The sequence below is a fragment of the Flagellimonas alvinocaridis genome, from assembly GCF_965248585.1.
Classification (GTDB): domain Bacteria; phylum Bacteroidota; class Bacteroidia; order Flavobacteriales; family Flavobacteriaceae; genus Flagellimonas; species Flagellimonas alvinocaridis.
Genome location: NZ_OZ252111.1, coordinates 33,485 through 56,915 on the forward strand (window position 1 = coordinate 33,485; position 23,431 = coordinate 56,915).

At 43.1% G+C, this 23,431-nt stretch carries 6 protein-coding genes; 5 read left to right on the forward strand and 1 reads right to left on the reverse strand.

Annotated features, from left to right (window positions below; translation table 11 throughout):
* Nucleotides 1-112 precede the first annotated feature (112 nt).
* Together gltX and ACP14V_RS00150 are read left to right on the forward strand one after the other, a co-directional pair.
* Nucleotides 113-1,621: a glutamate--tRNA ligase gene (gene gltX, locus ACP14V_RS00145; protein ID WP_272609085.1), complete on the forward strand. Its 1,509-nt coding sequence runs from the start codon at nucleotides 113-115 to the stop codon at nucleotides 1,619-1,621.
* A gap of 85 nt (nucleotides 1,622-1,706) precedes the next feature.
* Nucleotides 1,707-2,633, forward strand: a complete 927-nt coding sequence (locus tag ACP14V_RS00150; protein ID WP_129653882.1) for an SPFH domain-containing protein — start codon at nucleotides 1,707-1,709, stop codon at nucleotides 2,631-2,633.
* A gap of 231 nt (nucleotides 2,634-2,864) precedes the next feature.
* On the opposite strand, the gene ACP14V_RS00155 is transcribed toward ACP14V_RS00150, so the two are convergent.
* Complete coding sequence (locus ACP14V_RS00155) at nucleotides 2,865-4,550, reverse strand: glutamine--tRNA ligase/YqeY domain fusion protein (protein ID WP_272609086.1); 1,686 nt, start codon at nucleotides 4,548-4,550, stop codon at nucleotides 2,865-2,867.
* Between the two features lie 262 nt (nucleotides 4,551-4,812).
* Here ACP14V_RS00155 and ACP14V_RS00160 point away from each other — a divergent pair, with 262 nt between their 5' ends.
* From ACP14V_RS00160 to ACP14V_RS00170, 3 genes are all read left to right on the forward strand, one after another.
* The gene (locus ACP14V_RS00160) at nucleotides 4,813-7,071 is read left to right on the forward strand and encodes a gliding motility-associated C-terminal domain-containing protein (protein ID WP_272609087.1); all 2,259 of its coding nucleotides are present in this window, start codon (nucleotides 4,813-4,815) and stop codon (nucleotides 7,069-7,071) included.
* A 5-nt stretch (nucleotides 7,072-7,076) separates the two neighbouring features.
* The gene (locus tag ACP14V_RS00165; protein WP_424987622.1) at nucleotides 7,077-9,077 is read left to right on the forward strand and encodes a PorP/SprF family type IX secretion system membrane protein; all 2,001 of its coding nucleotides are present in this window, start codon (nucleotides 7,077-7,079) and stop codon (nucleotides 9,075-9,077) included.
* An 82-nt stretch (nucleotides 9,078-9,159) separates the two neighbouring features.
* Nucleotides 9,160-23,427: a T9SS type B sorting domain-containing protein gene (locus tag ACP14V_RS00170; RefSeq protein ID WP_272609089.1), complete on the forward strand. Its 14,268-nt coding sequence runs from the start codon at nucleotides 9,160-9,162 to the stop codon at nucleotides 23,425-23,427.
* Nucleotides 23,428-23,431: the final 4 nt, after the last annotated feature.

Here is a 23,431-nt window from a genome sequence, read left to right on the forward strand (position 1 = left end):
AATTTTTGTTAAAGCTTATCATATCAGGCAGTTTAAATCCATATAAAGGCATGCTAATATCCCTTTTCAAATCTTAATATGCTATGTATCTTTGTGCCTTAAGCTGTATACTATGAGCGAAAAAGTGAGGGTAAGATTTGCCCCTAGCCCAACCGGGCCATTACATATTGGAGGTCTTCGTACTGCTCTATTCAATTATTTATTTGCCAAAAAACATGGCGGAGACTTTCTCCTGCGGATAGAAGATACCGACCAAAATAGGTATGTAGATGGTGCCGAAGCTTATATAGTGGAGGCTCTTAATTGGTCTGGCATCCCCTTTGACGAAGGCCCGGACAAAGAAGGAGCATGTGGTCCCTACAGACAAAGCGAGCGCAAAGATATTTATAAGTCATATGCCCTACAGCTAATTGAAAGTGGAAATGCCTACTATGCATTTGACACGCAAGAAAATCTAGATTTCCATAGAAAAGACCACGAAGCAAAAGGAAAGACTTTTATTTACAATTGGCATAATCGTACAAAATTGTCAAACTCCCTGTCGCTTTCGCAAGAAGAGGTAAAAGCAAAATTAAATTCTGGCGAAGATTACGTTATCCGTTTTAAATCTCCTCAGGACAAAGAACTTATTCTAAAGGACATTATTCGTGGTGAAATAAGAATAGACACCAATGTTTTAGATGACAAGATACTTTTTAAAAGTGATGGCATGCCTACCTATCATTTAGCGAATATTGTGGATGATAATTTAATGAAAATCTCCCATGTTATCCGCGGTGAAGAATGGTTGCCTTCATTAGCCCTCCATACGCTATTATATGATGCTTTTGACTGGAAAGCGCCACAATTTGCACATTTACCCCTTATTATGAAACCCGTTGGAAAAGGCAAACTGAGCAAGCGGGATGGTGAAAAAGGAGGATTCCCTGTTTTTCCACTCACATGGAACGAATCGGAAGGTTACCGCGAAGCCGGTTTCTTTCCAGAGGCCGTGGTGAATTTTTTGGCCCTTTTAGGGTGGAACCCAGGAACAGAACAAGAGATATTTACCCTCCAAGAGCTTATAAAAACCTTTAGTCTAGAACGGGTAAACAAATCTGGGGCCCGCTTTGACCCAGAAAAAAACAGTTGGTATAATCAGCAGTGGCTACAACGCAAAAGTGATGAAGAGCTGGCAGATTTGTTTCTACGAGAACTTTCAAAAAGACCAGAGACCTTAGAAATGTCCAAATCATACGTGCAAAAAGTAGTGGGTCTGATAAAAGAAAGGGCAAGTTTTGTTTCTGAGTTTTGGGATTTGGGAAGTTACTTTTTTGAAGCCCCCTCTGAATACAATGAAAAGGCAACAAAAAAACAATGGAAGGAAGATACGCCTCAAATCATGGGCAATGTTGTTTCCGTTTTGGAAACTATCAATGACTTTTCTTCGGCCACCATTGAAGAAACAGTCAAGGCCTGGATTACAGACCAAGAACTTTCCTTTGGAAAGGTAATGCCCCCACTACGATTGGTTATTGTTGGGGATATGAAAGGCCCTCACCTATTTGACATTATGGAACTTATTGGCAAGGAAGACAGTATAGAGCGAATTAAAAAGGCCTTCTCTGTATTATCCCAGTAAAGATTCTGTAACAAAACTTGTTAGTTGCCTACTGATATGTTAGAGAGTTTTGTAAATTCCATTTCTAACATAAAATCCGATCAACATGGGCAATTACTTATTATTACCAATTGTATTTCTTGGGCTTATTGTTCTATTTAAGTTCTTCTTTATTGTAAAGCAACAGACCGCCGTTGTCATAGAACGGTTTGGTAAATTCCAAAGTATTCGCAATTCTGGACTACAAATGAAAATTCCGTTAGTGGATCGTATTGCAGGAAGGCTTAGCTTAAAAATTCAACAGCTTGATGTTATCGTTGAGACCAAAACTTTGGATGACGTGTTCGTAAAACTCAAGGTATCAGTTCAGTATGTAGTCATCAAGGACAAGGTATATGATGCCTTTTACAAATTGGAATACCCCCATGACCAGATAACCTCCTATGTTTTTGATGTGGTCCGTGCCGAAGTTCCCAAAATGAAATTGGACGATGTCTTTGTGAAAAAAGATGATATTGCCATTGCAGTTAAATCTGAACTACAGGACGCCATGTTGGAATACGGTTATGATATCATCAAGACCCTAGTGACCGATATTGACCCCGATGCCCAGGTAAAAGCTGCCATGAACCGCATCAATGCATCGGAGAGAGAAAAAATTGCCGCTCAATTTGAAGGAGATGCCGCCCGAATCCTTATTGTTGAAAAAGCAAAGGCCGAAGCAGAAAGCAAGCGACTCCAAGGACAAGGTATTGCTGATCAACGTCGTGAAATTGCAAGAGGTCTTGAAGAATCCGTTGAAGTTCTTAACAAGGTTGGCATTAACTCCCAAGAAGCTTCTGCTTTGATTGTGGTTACACAACACTATGACACACTACAGGCCATTGGTGAGGAAACCAACACCAATCTTATTCTGTTGCCCAATTCTCCACAAGCTGGGAGTGACATGCTCAACAATATGGTAGCCTCCTTTACGGCGAGCAACCAAATTGGTGAAGCCATGAAAAAACAAAACAAGAAGAAGGAAGAATAAACTCTTCTTACCTTGCTAAAAAAAAGGGAGCAAAATTGCTCCCTTTTTTTTTTAGATAAATTTCTACCTCTTTTACAAAACAATTGAATAGCCGCTCTTTCCTGAAAGATCTCCATTCCTTAAAGGCATTTGTATTGCCCCGTTTCAAAAGCGACAGAAATCGCTTCTAAAGAAGCTTGTTTTGATAGATAAACCAAATGGTATTTTGCTGAGGAATAAGAAAAAACAATACTAGTCCTTTTGCTCCAATTTGGCCCAAGTATCCCTCAAGGTTACCGTTCTGTTAAAAACAAGATGGCCCTCTACAGAATCCTTATCAACATTAAAATATCCCAATCGCTGAAACTGAAATTGGTCTCCTGGTTTTGCCTCTTTTAAACTTGGTTCTACATATCCGGTAATCTTTTGCAAAGAATCCGGGTTTATAAAACCCATAAAGTCTTTATCCTTGTGCCCATCCGGAGTAGCATCATTAAATAGACGATCATACAGACGAACTTCTGCCGTTACGGCATGCGGAATGGAAACCCAATGCAAAGTTCCCTTAACCTTTCGCAAACTTTCATCAGTACCAGAACCACTCTTACTTTTGGGATCAAATGTACATTGCACCTCAATCACATTGCCATCTTCATCTTTGGTACAGCTTTCAGCTTTTATGATATATCCGTTCTTCAATCTTACTTCACCACCCAATTTCAACCTAAAAAATTTTCGGTTGGCTTCTTCCTTAAAATCTTCCTGTTCTATGTAAAGTTCTCTTGAAAAAGGCACCTTTCTGTTTCCTGCGGACTCATCCTCAGGATTATTCTCGGCATCCAACCACTCCTCTTTGCCCTTTTCATAATTGGTAATCACCAATTTCAATGGATTGAGAACGGCCATGACACGGGGAGCAATCATATTCAAATGTTCACGCACATGAAATTCCAACAAGGATACATCAACCACATTTTCACGCTTGGCAATGCCAATGGTGTCCGCAAAGTTTCGGATAGATTCCGGGGTGTACCCCCTTCTCCGCAATCCAGAGATTGTTGGCATCCTTGGGTCATCCCATCCAGTCACCACACCACTTTCCACAAGTTGAAGTAATTTACGTTTGCTCACGACCGTATGGCTTAGGTTTCTTCGTGCAAACTCTCGCTGTTTAGGGCGTAGTTTTTTAGAATCTACCAATTGGTCCAAAAACCAGTCGTAGAGCTCCCTGTGCGGCAAAAACTCCAGTGTACAAAGGGAATGCGATACTTGTTCAATGTAATCGCTCTCCCCATGGGTCCAGTCGTACATGGGATAAATACACCAATCGGTATTGGTTCTGTGGTGTGGTCTGTGAAGAATGCGGTACATAACCGGGTCCCGCATCAACATATTGGTTGAGGCCATATTTATCTTTGCCCGAAGTACGTGTGCTCCTTCGGAAAATTCGCCATTCTTCATGCCTTCAAAAAGTTCTAAATTCTCCTCAACCGAACGGTTACGAAAAGGGCTTTCCGTGCCAGCCTCGGTGGGTGTCCCTTTCTGACTTGCTATCGCTTCCGAAGATTGACTGTCTACATAGGCCTTTCCTTGTTTGATAAGCTCCACTGCCCAGTCATACAATTGCTGAAAATAATCTGATGCGTAGCATTCCGTATCCCACTCATAGCCCAACCAAGAAACATCGTCCTTAATAGCGTCCACATACTCCTTTTCTTCCTTGGCAGGATTGGTGTCATCAAAACGAAGATTCACCGGGGCGTTATATCGTTGCCCCAATCCAAAATTTAGACAAATGGAGCTTGCATGCCCAATGTGCAAATAACCATTAGGTTCAGGAGGAAACCGAAAACGTAGGCTTTCCCGACTATACCCATTCCTTAGGTCTTCCTCAACAATATGCTCAATAAAATTCAGCGATCTAACTTCTTCGGCCATATACAAAATTTGAAGCGCAAAGGTAGTAAAAACGTGTCTTGGTAGCTAAAAATCACGGTTTAGTGTATACAAAGTATGCTGTTTCACAACACTTTTGAAGCTACCTACAACAATATCTTTCCGTTGGCCGAAAATAAAATCATATTTGTTATTAGAATACTATGCGAAAATAGGGCGTTGTGAAACGCTCAAAAGAACGAAAACATTAAGGGGCACAAACTAACGGGCATTTATTGCCCTCAACCTCTTAAAACTAACGGTGATGAAAAAAAGTAGTTCAACGTATGGCATTCTAGTACTGGTCCTTGCAATTTTGCTGGCCGTACCTTCTATGCAAGCACAGGTATTAAACAAGCCTACAGCTGCTGATAATCCAAACCTTGCGGGTAATTCAGCATGGACAGCAGCATGTGCTTCGTCCGGATTCAATGAGTATTTTGTGAACTTTACTTGGAATATTCCTTTGGTAAACTCCAACAACGAGTTCGTGCTGGAGCTTTCAGATGCCAATGGGAATTTTGGGTCTCCTACGGAATTGGCCCGTGTTGCCGACAAAAATACCGTATTCGATTTTGAATTTCAGTTTGCCGTCCCCAACACCATACGTGGAGAAAATTACAAATTTAGGGTCCGAAGCACCAGTCCGGCCAAGACCAGCCCTGCATCTGATGCTTATCCCATGTACTATATCGACTATAACTCTCCCTTGCTCATTAGCGAGAATGGTAGTGGAAGTATTCCTTCTGGAGGGGCCATACAAATTTGTGATGGCGGCAATGTAACCTTAAAACCACACAATATCCCCAACGCCGATACTTATATATATAATTGGTACAGAAGCGGAACTCTGCTTCCCCAGAAGACAGCCAGCATCACCGTTTCTACTCCTGGAATGTACTACGTAGAGCTGGACTATGGTTCCGTTTGCTCTGGTTCTGCCAATACACTCTCCAATACCATTGAAATTAATAACGGCTCCAGTCTGGGCATCGCCATAAATGGTGCCAATAATGTTGAGTTATGTCCTGGAGACCCCTACACGCTCCAAGCAAGTATCACGGGAATGGGACTTACCTATACTTGGTACAAGGATGGAAGCGTTATCAGTGGCCCCACTTTGGAGGGTGACTCCCTTATTTTAAACACCAACTTGGATGGTTTTGCCGGTAGTTATGAGGTTGAAATTGAAGGCGCAAGCGCCTGTAAGGAGCGTTCTTCTGCAACTACCGTAACAAGCGCAGGAACTTTTGAGGTAGCCCTTGTAAATGAAGAAAATATTGTATTGCTGCCTTCGCAATCCAAAAATTTATCGGTAACCACCAATGCGGTATCCCCAAGCTACCAATGGTACAAAGATGGCGCTCCAATCACTGACGCTACCAGTAGCTCACTAACCATTGATCAAGTGGGTGAATATTATGTGGCAGTTACCGAAAATGGCGGGGCATGTTCCGTTACACCAATTAATTCTACTGTAACTACGGTTGTATCACCAGATTCCTTTGAATTTGAGATTGCTTATGTGGGATCATATTCCTCATGTGAAAGCCTTGATGCCACATTGAATCTATCCGCTATAAATGCGATTGGTGATGGTGGGGCTAAAACCAATGTTACTGCCGACCTTCAATCCTCTTTCTCATACGAATGGAGGCTGGATGGTGCCGCAGTAAGTGGTGAAACCTCAAAGACCATAACCTTATCCGATCATGAAAAGAATGGAAACTATACCTTATATGGTTCTTTGGATGGCTTTAATGCCACATCCAACAGTTTAAATGTAAAGCTAGCTGTAAACCAAGCCCTTGAGATTTCTGCCAATGGGACCGTACTATGTGAAGGCTCTGATCCGATTGTCATTAGCAGCACACAGAATCTTGAAGGCGAAACCTTTGAATGGCATAAGGACGGTAACGTTGTGGATACATCATCCTTAACCTACACCGCAACAGAAATAGGTGTCTACAAATTAATCATTACAACCAATGATTGCCCAGTAGTTTCAAATGAAATTACTGTCCGTGCATTTAATGAATCACTACTAGTTTTAGATAAGCCACAAGACCTTATCATCATAGAGGGCGAGACGGTTACCATGACCGCCTCTGGAGCCGATTCTTATGAGTGGTTCGATTATAACAACAATCTAATATCAACCCAAGACTCATATGGTTTCCAAGAAGAGGGACAATACCTTTTGGTGGCCCACTTTGGCAACTGTACCGTTAGCCGGGTTGTAACAGTAGTCTTTAGGGACATGTTCGCCATTCCGAATGTTATTACCGCCAATGGCGATGGTATCAACGACTTGTGGATATTGCCCAACACATATTCCAGAGACCAAGAGGTTCTTGTAACCATATACAATGAGAGAGGTAAGGAGGTATTTAGCCAGACCAATTACGAAAACAATTGGCCACAATCCACCTCAACGTTCAACAAATCCAGCATGATCTTTTATTACAAGATCACGAAAGGAGGGAAAAGCCTGAAACAGGGCACCATAACTGTTATCAAATAAACAGCATGCGCACCAAAAAACCTTTACTACTACTACTTTATATCTTGCTACTTGCTTCAACCGGATTACACGGACAGGAAGAGGACCCTTTTGTTCCCTATAACATTCCTTCCCAAAACTTGTTGAAATTCAACAGGTTCATGATCAATCCAACGTTTTCCACGGTGCGAGAAGATAAATCATACATCAACTTATTTCACAGAAACCAGTCGGTATCTTTTGATGATAACAACCAAGTTTACTTCTTGAGCTACAGCGGTAGGGTAAGCGATAGAAGTGGGGTAGGACTAAGTCTCTTTACCAACAGGGAAGGGGTTTTTAACAATTTTGGTGTACACGCAAATTACGCATATGGTGTTCGATTGAGCCCAAAAAGCAACTTTACTTTTGGTGCCAATTTTTCATACTATCAAAGCGCCTTGAACCAAGACAGGATCAACGCCATTGAGGATGATCCATTTTTGAACACTTTGGAGAGTAGTTCCTTGATCAGTTTTCAACCTGGTTTCAATCTTTCCATAGGTAGTTTTGATATTGGTGGTTTTGCTGAAAATTTATTCGATTACAACCTTAAGAACAGTGAATCTGTCACTGAATTCAACGAGAAAACCTATTCCGGGCACCTGCAATATACCCATCAGTTTAAAAATGGTGCGGGACTTTTGGAACATGGTAGATTAATGCCTTTGGCACGTGTTAGGAAAGTAGGGGAAGAAAATATAGTACTTGGCGGAAATTTAATTCTTGACCTTCCAAAGCTGGGTTGGGTACAAGCTGGTTATGATGATTTTTATGGTGCATCTGCCGGTCTTGGCTTTAACCTTACCAAGAACATTTCTCTAGGATATACCGTAGAAAAAGGACTTAGCAACAATTTTGAAAACTTTGGGGTAAGCCATGAAATTTCATTGGCCTATTCCTTTACGCCCAACTTGACCGAAGACCGGGTAATGTTGGAAAAAGAAAACGATGCTTTGGTCGAAAACGAAAATGTTCCGCAAGATAGTCTGAGCATTACGGAAAAAGACCTTGAAATTGCCCAGTTGAAAGACAAGCTTGCAGAAAACGATGCCATATTGGATGAGTTGTTGTACCGTCAAGACTCCATTGAAAGCACCCGAAAAAAGGATTTGGAAAAGCGGTTTGAAACCGTCATGAAAATGGTTCGTCGCGAAACCAACGGTCAAAATCCTGCGTTGGAAGAAAAAGCAAAACAAGTGTATTTTGCCGATATGGACAGCGCCGACCTTGTTGCGCAAACCAAGTCGCAGCCATTATCCAACCATGGTCTTTCCAATACTTCCTCGGCCAAAAAAATCATCAGATTAAATGATGCAAAAGCCAAAAACAATGTAGCCAACACGTCTACAGTGAAAAAGGACAAGATTTATGGCACCAATGTTAAGACCAACAAAAGTGTTCGTTTTAAGTCAAATAATATCCCAAATGTTCAAAGTGGGCACTATTTGATTGCCAACGTTTTCAAAAACCCTGAAAACGTAGATGCCTTTGTTGCCCAACTGCGTGAACAAGGTATCGACGCCGGATATTTTGAAAACCCGAAAAACGGTCTCAACTATGTATACCTTGACGGATACAAGGACAAAAACGATGCCCTAAAAGCTTATCATTCAAAGCTTAATGGAGCATATCAAGGAGATGCTTGGGTCATGAACGTCAATGACGGCACCGCAACCATTCATGGCTTTGTGAACAATGCCAAAGAAAATACCCCGGGTTCATCCAAATACGGTAACAACAACTTGCACAAAAATGTAAGCAAGGGTAGTGGGGCAACCACCCATGTTACCTACAAAACTATCAAAGCGGACGGATTACCATCTGGCTTCTACATCATTGCCAGTGTTTTTGACAATTCATCTAGTGCCAATCGTTTTGTAAAAGAATTGAACGCAAGAGGCCTAAATGCCAGTTATTTCATAAATCCAGAGGACAACTACCGCTATGTATACTCAAAAAACATGAAACCTGGAACAACGCCTTGACCTCATACTATTCCAAACTAAACGCCTCGTATGATGACCAAATGTGGATCATGCGTGTAAAACCCAACTACAATAGCTAACCATGGCCAAACCATTACATAAAATATTGCTGTTCCTTGGGATGGCACTCATCTCTTGGGTGGGTACCTCCCAGGTTAAGAACACCTTTGATGTTCGTTATGCAAACGAACTCAGGGGAGATCTTACCTTTATCGCAAACAACATTGTAAATAGGGATAACAGTACATACGACCCTGAAGACCCCTACAACTCAACTGGTTCAAGCTCATCTTATAATGATGATTTGAACATGCAATACATAGATATAGATGGCGACCCTTCCACCTTTAGCTCAAGTAGTGCCACACTATCTATTCCGGACCCTTCATGTTCTTTAATCCGATATGCGGGTTTATATTGGTCAGCAGTATACCAAGACAACAATAGAAGCACCGATTTTAACCAAGTAAAGTTTAGGGTTCCAGGAGGGGCATACCAAGACTTGACTGCCGATGAAATCCTATTTGATGGTGAAGGCGATGCAGATTTTGGAAACTATGCACCATATGCTTGCTATAAAGATGTAACATCTATAGTTACTGCATTGGCCACTCCCAGTGGGGAATACTTTGTTGGTAATGTGCGGGCCAGTTCTGGAGATAGTGTACAAGGTGGTGTTTCTGGAGGTTGGACCTTGGTTATCGTTTATGAAAATCCAACCCTGCCTGGTAAATTCATCACAACTTTTGATGGGTATGCCGGTATAAAATCTGGGCAAACCGTTGATGTTCCTTTCAGTGGGTTTACTACGCTTCCCGCTCCGTTTCCGGTACGTGCCAAATTGGGTGTAGCCACATTGGAAGGTGACAACCGAATCTCAGGAGATGGGTTGGCCATACGCGCCAACAGTAATGCAACTTTTACTCCCCTTGGCAATACAGTAAACCCTACCACCAACTTTTTTAACAGTAACATTACCATTGAGGACAACATAATTACTACTCGAAACCCCAATAGTATAAATACATTGGGTTGGGATGTTGACCTATTTACTATACCAAACCCTAGTCGTACGGTTATACCAAACAGTGAGACCGGGGCCACTTTGCGCGCATCGTCAACACAAGATAAGTACGATATCTTTTTTACCTCTTTGGATGTTGAAATCATTGAGCCCAACATCGCGCTAACCAAAACCGTTGAGGATATTGCCGGAAACGACATCACCGGACTAGGAGTTAATCTGGGGCAGTATTTAGACTATGTTCTTAGTTTTGAGAATGTTGGAAACGACGACGCTGTTAACTATACCATAAGAGATGTACTCCCTATAAATGTTACCTTGGATGAGAGCACCATTTCTATGCCTAGTGGTGTTACCTACACCTATGACCCGGGCACAAGGACGATTACCTTTAGCATTCCTGATAATTTAGTACAAGAAGGTGATCCACCAGCAACAATCCGTATGCGGGTACAAGTGGCAGAAAACTGTTTTGACTTTATAGATGCTTGTACCGATATCATCCAAAACTTGGCCTATTCCACTTATAGTGGTGCCATAAACAGTGCACAGATTACAGACGACCCCAGTGTTTCCGAATTTGACGGTTGTGGTTTCCCAACACCTGGGGCCACAAACTTTTTGTTGGACGACTTAAGCGCCTGTAATTTTAGTAGGACCGTTCAACTCTGTGGGGACGATGTGCTTTTGGATGCAGGGGACAATTTTGATAACTATATCTGGTACCGTGACGAAAATGGCAACAACCAAATTGATATAGGAACCGATACTGTTATTACCGATGCCGATGCGGATAACGACCCAAGTACCATGGTAGTTACAGAAGTGGGAACCTATTTGGTTGACAAACAAGTTGCTGATCCCTGTAAAGATTTCATGGAAATCATTGAGGTGGAATTGTTTGGCTCCGTACAAAGCAACCCTATCACCGCAATGATCAATGATACATCAAACACCATTGATGGGGAGATTCAAATTTGTCCAAATGATGGAAGCGAATTGCCAGAAATCTTCCTTTGTGGACTTAATGACACCGAGCTACTCCAAGTAAATATTCCAGATGCCACAAGTATAGAATGGCAACAACTTGATGAGTCAAGCTGCCCAGCAGCAATTGACGGCTGTGCCAACACCAATGCAGGTTGCGGATGGACCAATGTTGGTTTGGGCAATGATTATGTGGCTTCAGACTCTGGGCAATACCGATTGGTCATCAATTATCTAAATGGATGTTTTAGTAGGTTCTATTTCAACATATACAAGAACCCGCTCAACCCACAATATACCTCAAGAGACATTATTTGTGATACAGATGGAAACATCACGGTTACAAACATGCCCCTAAACTATGAGTACCAACTTTTAGATCAAACCACCGGCAACATACTTGTTCCTTACGGACCAAGCCCTAGCTTTGATATAGACACCAACGGTGCTTATGCCGTTGAAATGAGACAACAAGGAGTAACCGATGGATGTGTTTTTCTCCTGGAAAATATTGGTATCCTTCGAAGAAATTTCCAAGTGGACATTACTACCGAAGACACCAACTGTAACGGTCTGGGTGAAATAGCCATATCTGTGCTCAATGTAGAGCCACAATACAGTTACGAAATAGCACAAGGAGGTACTGTTGTGGACACTTTTGGACCTTCAACAGACAACAACTATACATTTGAAAACTTAAATGCCGGAGTATACGATGTAACCGTCACTACAGATGATAACTGTACTTATACAGAGCAAGTTACCATTGTTGATTCTTCAGATTTAGATTTAAACGCAAGGGTTTCTCAACACATTACCTGTAGAGAAGGTAATATACTAATGGAATCCACAGGAGGGAAAACACCACATTTATATGCTATTTGGTCTTATGTGGATGAATTGGGTAACCCCGTAATTTCATACCCCACGGTAGCAGACATACCGCCTTCTGAATTTCAAACCAGTCAAATTTTTGATATCTATGACCCAGGTGATTATACCTTCGTGGTGGTAGATAGGTTTGATTGTTATGATATCTCCAACACCGTCACTATCGAGTTTAGACCAGCAGCTGATTTTAATCCAACGGTGATTACCGATGTGCTTTGTTATGGGGAATCAACAGGGGCAATTACTTTTAATCTAATCAACAGCAATGGGTATCAACTAACTTACTATTTGTTCGATGCAACTGGTTTTGATGAGAACGCATACGACTACAATAATGCCTTGGCCACCAACACTACCGGCTATTTTCCAAATTTAGCTAACGGAGACTACGCGGTGGTAATAAACCAACGTAAAGGAAGTGCATCATGCGATTACTTTGAGTATGCTTCCATTACAGCCCCAACAGATAGCTTGGATGGGGATGCAGCATTGATTCAAGATTATACTTGTTTACAAAATGGGATTATTGAGGCCCAAAATGTAACCGGGGGTACAGCACCCTACGAATACAGTATTGATGGGGTAAACTTTGTAAGTGGTGCTGGTGCAGAAACCTTCACAGGGCTTACCGATGGAACTTACACCATCACCATAAGGGACGATAACGGCTGTACAGTTACCACCGACCCCATTACTTTGGATGCCCTTGATCCTCCAACGGATCTTACATTTTCGGCTACCAATCCAACATGTCCAGCCTTTGTTTCCGATGTTACTTTGACTACTACGGGTGGCACACCAAACTTGACCTATGAAATCATTGCCCCTACTGCAAGCGTAGTCAACAATGGAAATAATGCCACTTTTACCGGATTGGCCCCCGACACGTATATGTTCCGTGTAACCGACAGCAATGGATGTTTCTATGATGAAAGCTACACCATAAACCCTGTTACTGAAATCACAGTTACTGGGCAATTGGTGAGCAACATCAGTTGTTTGGGAGACACAGATGGAGAGCTACGATATATTGTGGCAAACTTTAATACAGATTACGATTATTCGGTAACTGGCCCTGCAACTTTCAATGGAAGCGCTCAAACCAATGGAACCATTTCCTTGAACAACTTGGCGGCAGGCACCTATACCATTACCGTAACCGATAACTTTACCAATTGTACCGATACCGCTAGTGTTACCATAAATGCTCCGTCTTCGGCATTGACTGCCTCACATACAGTGGCACAGCCTAGCTGTGTTTCCACAGGCTCTGTTACCATTACAGCAGCTGGAGGATGGGGCGGCAATAGTTATGAAATTACTGCCGGGCCTGCTGGTTATGTATTGCCCGCAGCACAATCCAACGGTTTGTTCTCCAATTTAACCATTGGTGGAACCTATACCTATACCGTAACCGATTCCAACGGTTGTGTTTATACAGACACTTTTGATATTATTGAAGCAGTTGCCCCCGTACTGGCCATTGTGCCAAATGATATTTGTTATGATGATGCCGTTGGTTTAACCCTAACCGCAAACGTAACTTCTGGCGGGGACGGAAACTACGAATACAGCCTTAATGGTGGTCCATTTCAGGTAAGCAATGTATTCTCTGGCCTTGGCCCAGGAAGTTATACCATCCAAGTCCGTGACGGAAACACCTGTACAGATTCAGAATCAATCACCATTGATCCAGAACTGAGTGTAATCGCTTCTGCGCCCAACGTAACCGCTTGTGGTACAGATTCAGACATAAATATTACCGCAACAGGTGGAGATGGGAACTATGTTTACGCTGTTGTACCTGATGGAGCAACTCCAAATGCCGGAGATTTTTCAGGAACCAATCCTGTAACCAGAGGAACAGGTAATTATGACGTATATGTTCGTGATAACAATGGCGCGGCAGGATACTGCGAGGCTTCTTACGACATCACCATTTCACAAGATCCGCCTTTGGCATTGGTGGTTTCAGATACTGGAATCCTTTGTAGTGGTGAAGCACAGGCTACCATAACCATAACTGCTTCAGGTGGTGAGGCGCCCTATCAATACAGCATCAACAACGGTGCTACCTATCAGACTTCCAATACGTTTGTAAACCAAGCCGCTGGAAGTTATAACATCCGCGTTAGGGATGCAAACGGTTGTTTGGTCAATGAAATATATACCATTACCGAGCCCCTTACGCTTTCTGCTTCCGCCGCCGTTACCCAATTGGCCGAGTGTAACCCAGGCTTGGGTGCAGAGGTGCGCATTACCAATGCTATTGGAGGAACTGCTCCATATGAATACAGCTTTAATGGAGGAACTTCGTATGGCCCAAGTTCAATAGGGTATTTGTTGCCTGGTACGCATACCGTTTACATCAGGGATGCCAATCTTTGTGCCTACCCTATGACGGTGACTATTGATCCTGAACCAACCCCTCCGGGCGTTACCGCATCAATAGATTATGAATGTGACGGAGAGGGTATCGTTACCCTAACCCCGGACAGTGCCGCTTTTGATTATACATATGAAATAGATGGAAATCCAAACACTCCTTCTACTTCAAATGTATTTAACAATGTTGGGGTTGGATCACACACCATAACTGTAAACTATACTAGCAACACAGCTCCTTCACCAAGTGTGTTATTATTGGAAACCTTTGGGTCTGGACCAAATACAAGTATTCCAGAAGTAGACCCGGCTTATTGCTATGAACCCCAGAATGGTTCCGTTAACTCTTGCGGTTGGGGTATAGACACCCATATCCAAGATGGAGAATATTCGGTTACGCAAACCATCGTGAACCCATATGGTTCATGGAGAAGTCCCAACGATCACTCTGCTTTGGCCAATGGTAGATTTTTAGCCATGAATGTGGGTGGTGCTGTTGGCCCTAATGGTATCATCTATGCAAAAAGAAACATTGAGGTGGTTCCCAACCGGGACATAACCATCTCGCTATGGGCATTCAACCTATTAAGGGTTGGAACTGGAGGTGCTGATCCGGATATCGATATTCAATTGGTAGATGGAGTGGGTACCGTTATTGCCAGTACCACTACTGGAAATGTACCTAAAAACAACGATGCCAACGACTGGCAAAACTATACCGTTACCCTTAACCCTGGTGCCAATTCCAATTTGGACATTGTCATCAGAACCAACTCTGCCGTTACAGGTGGTAATGACATCGCCATAGATGATATTGAAGCATTCCAAACTCCAGAGGTTTGTGGTGGTTCGTTGACTGTTGATGTCAATATTGAGGATGGCCATGCCTTTGATAGTGCTATTACCGCCTTTACCGAAATTTCCTGTAATGGTGCGGCCGACGGTTCTATTACGTTTGAAACTGAAAATTTTGACCCAGCAACTGGATTTACCTATCAAGTAAATGGTGGTGTGGTTTCTGCTGCCCAATTTGCAAGTCCAATCACCGTAAACGGATTGGCCGCAGGTAATCACACGATTACCATTGTTGATTTAAGGGACCCTGCTTGCTCCGTGACCCTTAATCAAACTTTAACAGAGCCTAATGCTTTGGATGCTTCTGCCTCTGTGACCAGCATAATGACCTGTACCAACGGAGGAGCTACGATTACGGCTTCTGCAACCGGTGGAACACCAGCATACCAATACCAATTGGAAGATACTGGTGGCGGTGTACTTGTAGGATATCAATCCTCCAATATATTCCCTGGACTTGCGGCTGGAGACTATATTGTTCGTGTACGGGACACCAATCTTTGTGAAGATGCTGTTGATGCTGCCATTACTGTTGTGCCTCCTGCAAATATTGTTTTTGATGTAACTCCCACCGCATGTTACAGTGGAGACAACAACGGTACCATTCTAGTAGATGTAACTGGTGGTAATGGAGATTATCAATTCAGTTTAAATGGCGGTCCATGGATAACCCCCAGCCCTTCCAATTCCACTAACCATACCTTCTCAGGTTTGGCTGCAGGAAACTATACTATCAATGTAAGGGATGGCTTTGGTTGTGTAGGTACCCTTCAAAATGTAACCATTGTAGATGCGCTTATTGCCACAGTGGATGTTGAAGACATTACCACTTGTGCCGATGGCAGTATTTCTGTTACGGCTTCTGGTGGTTCGCCTACTTTGGAGTATGCTTTTGTACCCACCACCACAGATCCAACCGGATTCTTCTCTACAACCAACACATATACTGTAACTGCTGGAAATGAAGGCACTTACGATGTGTACGTAAGGGACAACTCTGCCACAGCTCCATTCTGTGAGTTTATGGAAACAGTAACTGTGAACCCGGCCACACCGTTGACTATGACGGCTACACCAACAGATCCTGAATGTCATGATGGTGTTGGATCTATTTTGGTGAACATTACTTCCGGGATTGCTCCGTATACTATTCAAATCATTGATTTGGACAACGGTGGCGCATCTGATCAGACCAATACCAATGTAGTGGCCTCTTCAAGAACTTATTATAACCTAATGCCCGGCGACTACACCATCAATGTAACCGATGCAACAGGTTGTACCATTACCGATACGCAGACCATCAATAATCCTGATGAGTTGACTGGCATTGTATCTGGGGTTACACCTGGAACATGTACCGGTGATATAAATGATTTCGGCTTTGAATTCTCTGGATATCCCACCACTTTAGGAACCATTCAATTTAGTGACGATGGTGGTGCCACATGGATAGGGGACAACTCAGCACCAGGTACTTCAGACCAATTTACCGGATACGTTTCTGGTCAAACCGTTTATCCTTCCATGAGAACTGTGGATGGTTCAAACAATACCATTTGTCAGACGGACCTTCCGCCATTCATCATACCTTATCCGTTAGATGACTTGGATATTACCATTTTGCCTATTGTCGTAAACTGTAATGAGCTTCAAGTTACCGTGCGGGGACAGAACGGTACGGCACCATACGAATATACCTATTCAGATGACCCTGCAAACTTTAATCCTGCTACTGCCACTTGGACAGCACCTTTGCCTTTGGGAACAACCCATACCTTTACAGGGTTGGTGCCCGGTAGAACGTACACCTTCTACGTTAGGGACAATGCAACCTGTGTTCGTCAAAGTAGCGTAAATGTGAATGACATTATCACCGTTCCTTTGGAAATTACCTCAAGCATTACGCCAAGCTGTGATGGGGCAAACAACGGAAGTATCACCTATACCGTAACTGATAACCAAGCTCCTTTTGAAACCCAGTTTAGATGGACCTTGTACGATATGAGTTCTGGTTCTGCGGTATTTGTAACAGATAGTGGGGGAATAGTACCTTTCTCTTCTCCACAACAAGATGTTACCATTACCAATTTAGCACCCGGCAACTACTTTATAGAAGTTGTAGAGGTAGACGGCTTTAATAATGATAGCTGTGTAGGTGCTACTGAAAATGAACTGTTGATAGAACTTGATCCGTTAAGCGGAACACCCAATGTGCTACAAGATATTACTTGTAATTCCCCTGGGCTTATTGAGATTCAGAACCCATTGGGCGGCGGTGGCATATACACCTATACTGTTACAGGTCCTGCTCCTTTCACAACCATTACAGCAACTGCGGACAACCCCATTGAAATACCAGCAAATTCACCTGCAGGCAGTTATTCCATACTAATGCAAGATCAATATGGTTGTTCCGTTCCCCTGGGATCGGTTAACCTAGATTTGGCCCCAAATCCTACCATAGACTCATTGGTTGTTGACAACTGTACTGTTCCTGCTACGGTTACCGTGAATGCAACAAGTGCGGCACTCCCCATATTGTATTCGTTGGATGGCGGCACCACTTATCTGAACAATGGTGGTATATTCAATAATGTCGCTGTTGGCACCTATAATGTCGCTATCATTGACGCCAATGGATGCGTTGATACAGATACGGTCACGGTTCATCCCGTGCTCCAAGTAGATGTGGCCTTGACCAAATTATTGGATTGTTCCCCAAGCCCAGATGCCGAAATTACCATTAATGTACTTCAAGGTTCTGGTAGCTATGATTATGAGATTTCCGATGGTTCGGGAATTGTGGTAAGCAGAACAAACTTGTCCACCAATCCGTTGGTGTTCAGCACTACAACTGTTGAGGATTATATTATTACTGTTTTTGATAACAATACAGCTTCGCCTGAATGTTCAAGAGTTTTCAATGTATCGGTTCCTCCGGCCATTATGCCTTCATTCAACATTACCTCTTTCACAGATGTAACTTGTAATGGTGATGCCGATGGTGCCATCTCTGTAAGTGCTACAGACAACGGTACAGGACCTTATACATTTGAAATTATTTCAGGGCCTGGAAGCGCAGCTTCCTTCCCATTGGCGCCTACTTCAAACAACGCCACCACGGCTACCTTTACTGGACTCGAAGGTAGTGCTGCCGGTATTACTTATACCATTGAAGTAACAGCAGCCAACGGTTGTACAACAACATTAACCCAGGTTATTTCCCAACCAGACCCAGTTGCAAACGTAAATACCACTGTGGTTGAATTTCTCTGTACTGCCGGAAACAATATGAACAATGCCACCATAACCGTGGATACAGCATCCATTACTGGAGGAAGTGGCAATTATGTCATTTATGAATTCATAAATGACAATGGTACGCCAGCTACTGGTGATGATGTTGTTGTACAATCTGGTCCAAACAACGTTTACATCGAAACCAATACAGCTGGAGGAAGCTACATCATCAATGTCTATGATGATAATGGATGTATGGGAACCGCTACGGAGACCATTGCCCCATTTGATGAATTGCAACCCGCAACTGTTGCTGTTGATGCTGTTGCCACTTGCGTTACAGGTGAAGACATTACCATTACTGCATTTGGTTCCTTGACAAACTCAAACACGCATCCTGCAAACTATGAGTTCAGAATATTGCCAGCAGGCATGTTCCAAGCATCCGGAATCTTTACTGGATTGTCTGTGGGCACCCACAACTTTGAAGTAAGGAATACCATAACAGGTTGTATTGTTGGCGTTTCCCATACTGTGGCTGACCCAGAGGTGTTAGATCTTATTGTAGTTGGAACCACAGATATTACCTGCTTTGGCGATACGGATGGCGAAGTGCAGCTCAATCTGGTGGATGCATCAAGCATTACCTATGCAAGTGCAACCAGCTACACCCTGTACTACGACATAAACAATACACCCGCCAACTTGGCCGATGATGTGGTTACCACTGGTTCAGATACCGATGGAAGCTTCACCATTTCCGGTCTTGCTGCTGGAACATACTACATAGAGGTAACGGACACCAATCCGCCAGGATCTGCTTGTGTCTATAGTGAATCATTCAATATTGCGGGCCCTGCCGCCGCTATCGCGGGAGCAACCCAAGTTACGCCAATCACCTGTGCTGGAAACGACGGTATCATTGAAATCATCAATGTGACCGGAGGTTGGGGTGGATACCAATATTATGTAGGCACTTCTGCTCCTTCAGGACCTGGCGATTATGTCCCTGGAGCGACCTTTAGCCCGCTTGGTGTTGGAACCTATGAAGCATGGGTAATCGATGCCGGTGGCTGTGAGCAACTGATTCAGGACAATATTGTGCTTGTAGATCCAACTCCAATTACAGCCACATTGCAAATCAACCAAGATAATTGTACCGTCTTCCAAGGAGAGATTGAGGTGGTGGGAACTGCTGGCGGCCAAGGAAGCAACTATACCTATCAATTGATCCGTAACGGATCTAATGTTGGCTCTCCGCAGACCAGTGCCATATTCTCCGGTTTGGGTGCCGGCACTTATGAGGTATTGATTGCCGATCAATGGTCTTGTACCGAAATTGTAGGCCCAGTAGAGCTATTGGATGTAATGACGGCAACTGCTACTGTTGATAAGCCTATTGATTGTACTGTAGATCCCGGAGGCCATGTAACTATAAATGTAAGTGGAGGTTCTTCCAACTTGACCTTTGCGGTAGAATTCCCTGATGGATCTACGCCACTACCAACAAATACCACAGGAATATTTACTGGACTGACCATGCCTGGTACGTATACCTTCACGGTAACCGATAACGATACAGGAACTCCTTGTACCGTCACCGTTACGCAAGAACTTGATGACAAGGTTGATCCCATTATTGATAATGTGATCATGGACCCTGTGGACTGTAATGGTGGTTCAACGGGTAGCTTAACAGTTGTTTTAGATCCAGCTTCTGTAGTAGATCCAGTATACACTTTTGAGCTGTACGAAATGTCCAACTTGGGAACACCATATCGTTTTGCACAGACCAGCACCGTTTTTGACAACCTTCCTGCTGGAGACTATAGGGTAAGGGTAATATCATCAAGGGCCTGTGAGGATTTCTTTGATCAAACCGTTACCGAACCAAGTATTTTGTCTGCTTCGGCCACTGCAACAGCATTTGCTTGTAATGCAAACAACACGGTTAATACCTCTACGGTTACTGTAACCCCAGTGGGTGGAACAGCGCCTTATCTTTATAGCTTGGATAACATCAACTTCCAGACATTAAACGAGTTCCAGATTGTGGATACTGGTGTTGATCAGAATATCACCATTTATGTTGAAGATGCCAATGGATGTCTTACGACTACAGCTGTTCCTATTACGGCTATAAATACATTCTCTGCTACTGTTACGGAGAACATTGATATAACTTGTAACAACCCTGAAGAAGTTTTGATTACGGTTTCAGACAACGGAAACCCAGCCAACACCTACACTTTTGAGTTGTTACCTGTTGGTAATACCCTTGGGTCGTTGACAGGAACTCCAACCAGTACTTCAGCAACCTTTGAGTTGACTGCTCCTGGAAGCTATGTGTTTAGGGTAACAGATACTACAACAGGCTGTTATGTGGACACAGCGCCATATAACATTGCACCGTATGACACTATTGATGTGGTAGCATCCGTTGTATCCCATGCGCTGTGCTATGGTGGCACCGGAACTCTGGAAATTGATGTAACAGGATACGCTGGCGCCTACAATTATGAAGTGTTCCGTTCAAATGGAACAACTACTGGAATTACTGGAAGTGGCAATACCTCCGTTAATCCTTTTGAAATTCCCGATCCATCAAATCTATTGATTGGAGGCAGCTATTTTATAAGGGTTACTGAAACTGGAGCTCCTTTCTGTATTGAAAATTCCAACACAGTACAAATCAATACCCCAAGTGCAGCCTTGGATGCAACACCTCTTATGGTGGCCAATGTTACTTGTACCAACGATCAGGGACAGATTCAGGTGGCCCCAATAGGGGGAACGGCGCCATATAACATTGTGTTGACCAACACCAATACTGGTCAAGTATACACGCAGAACAATGTGACAAGCTACTTGTTTACAGGTTTATCGGCAGGTGACTTTGATGTGGCCATAACCGATGCCAATGGTTGTCCGTTGATGAGGAATATATCTCTAGTAAGACCTGCAGATATTACAGCAGATATTAGTGCTTCAACAACCATGTTGGATTGCTATGGTGATGACAACGCATCCATTACTGCAATCAATGTTTTGGGTGGTCAAGGCGTATATCAATACCAATTGAACATCTATGATGCCGCGGGAGCCAATATTGTCTTTACTTCTGATTCACAAAGTAATCCAACTTTCAATGGTTTAGGTGCTGGTATATACAGTATAACTGTTTCAGATGATTGGAATTGTGATGTGGAAACCGTTACTGTAGAAATCCAAGAACCGGATGAGGTGGAAACCAACTTGGTACAAACAGCAGAAATGACCTGTACTTTGAACGGTGGTATGAGACTTTCTGCCTCTGGCGGAAATGGTACATACCAATATTTTGACACCACCACTTCTACATGGCAAAACTTCAACAATGGTAATTTCCATGACTTTACCAATATGTTGCCCAATGCCTATCAGTTCATGGTAAGGGACGGTAATGGCTGTACGGCCATGGTTTCCAACCAAGTAACTATTGACGAAGTACCGGACCTTGTTCTTAATATTGACGATTCTGCTGCCATGATAAACTGTACTGGCGAGGCCAGTGCCACTATCATTGCCAGGGCAACGGGCGGTCTGGGCAATTATAACTATGAATTGTTCAGCGATGCTGCATTGACCAACTTGGTGGCAGGACCACAAACCAGTGGTACATTCAACGGCCTTATAGCTGGTGACTACTATGTAAGGGTAACAAGTCAAGATTGTGTTGAGGTATCACCTGTTATCCCAATTACCGAACCATTGCCATTGCAAGTGGACCGTGAGGAATCAACAGATGTTACCTGTGCAGGTATGGACGATGGTACCATTACGGTTGAAGTATCTGGAGGAACTGGACAGATTCTCTATGCTATTTCACCCAACTTGGATCAGTTTGATACAGAAAACACCTTCACTGATTTGGCTCCAGGCACCTACGATGTCATTGCGCAGGATGTAAACGGATGTTTTATAACCTTCCAGTTTGATATTGAACAGCCAGAGCCTATTCAAGCAGAGGCAATCAACATTATGCATGAGGTCTGTTTCAATAGTGCAGATGGTTCCTTCGAGCTACAAATTACCGGAGGTACTGCACCTTATGAAACTGCTTTAAATTCCAATGCTGATGCAGATTTTGTACAAGACCAAACCTTGTTCCAAAATCTAGCGGCCGGAACCCATGTGGTGTTCGTTAGAGATGCACAAGGATGTGAAACCAATGTCTTTGTGGAAATTGAACCTGGAGTAAATCTGGCTGCTACGGTTACACCAATGTACGAGTGTACCGGAAACATTCCTGAAAATTCTTTGGAAATCATATTTGAAGACCCAACTGTTTCTGCCGATGTATTGTATGCTTTGGATTCCACAGATCCAGCCGATATGCAGTTGAGTGCGGACTTCACCAACATGGCTCCGGGCAATCACTACATCACCATTGCCCATGCCAACGGATGTATGACCACGTATGATTTCACCATAGAGGGTTATGAACCATTGACATTGGTTTTGGAAAACAACAACATCAACCAAATTACGGCAATAGCTACCGGTGGAGTTGAAGAATATACCTTCTACTTTGGTGATATTGATAATGGTACGGACAATACGTTCTATATCAACAGAACTGATACCTATACCGTTACGGTAATTGACCAGAACGGATGTCAGGCTACAGCCGAGATATTTATGGAGTTCATTGATATTGAAATGCCAAACTTCTTTACCCCAGATGGAGATGGACTTAATGATACCTGGATTCCAGACAATATTGAAGGCTTCCCAGACGTACTAATAACCATTTATGATCGTTATGGTAGAGTAGTGGAGAAGATGACCCGAGATACCAATGGTTGGGATGGAGAATACGATGGCAAGCCATTACCAACAGGAGATTATTGGTACGTGATTCGTTTGAATGGTGAATTGGATGATCGGGAGTTCATTGGCCACTTTACCTTATATCGACAATAACACT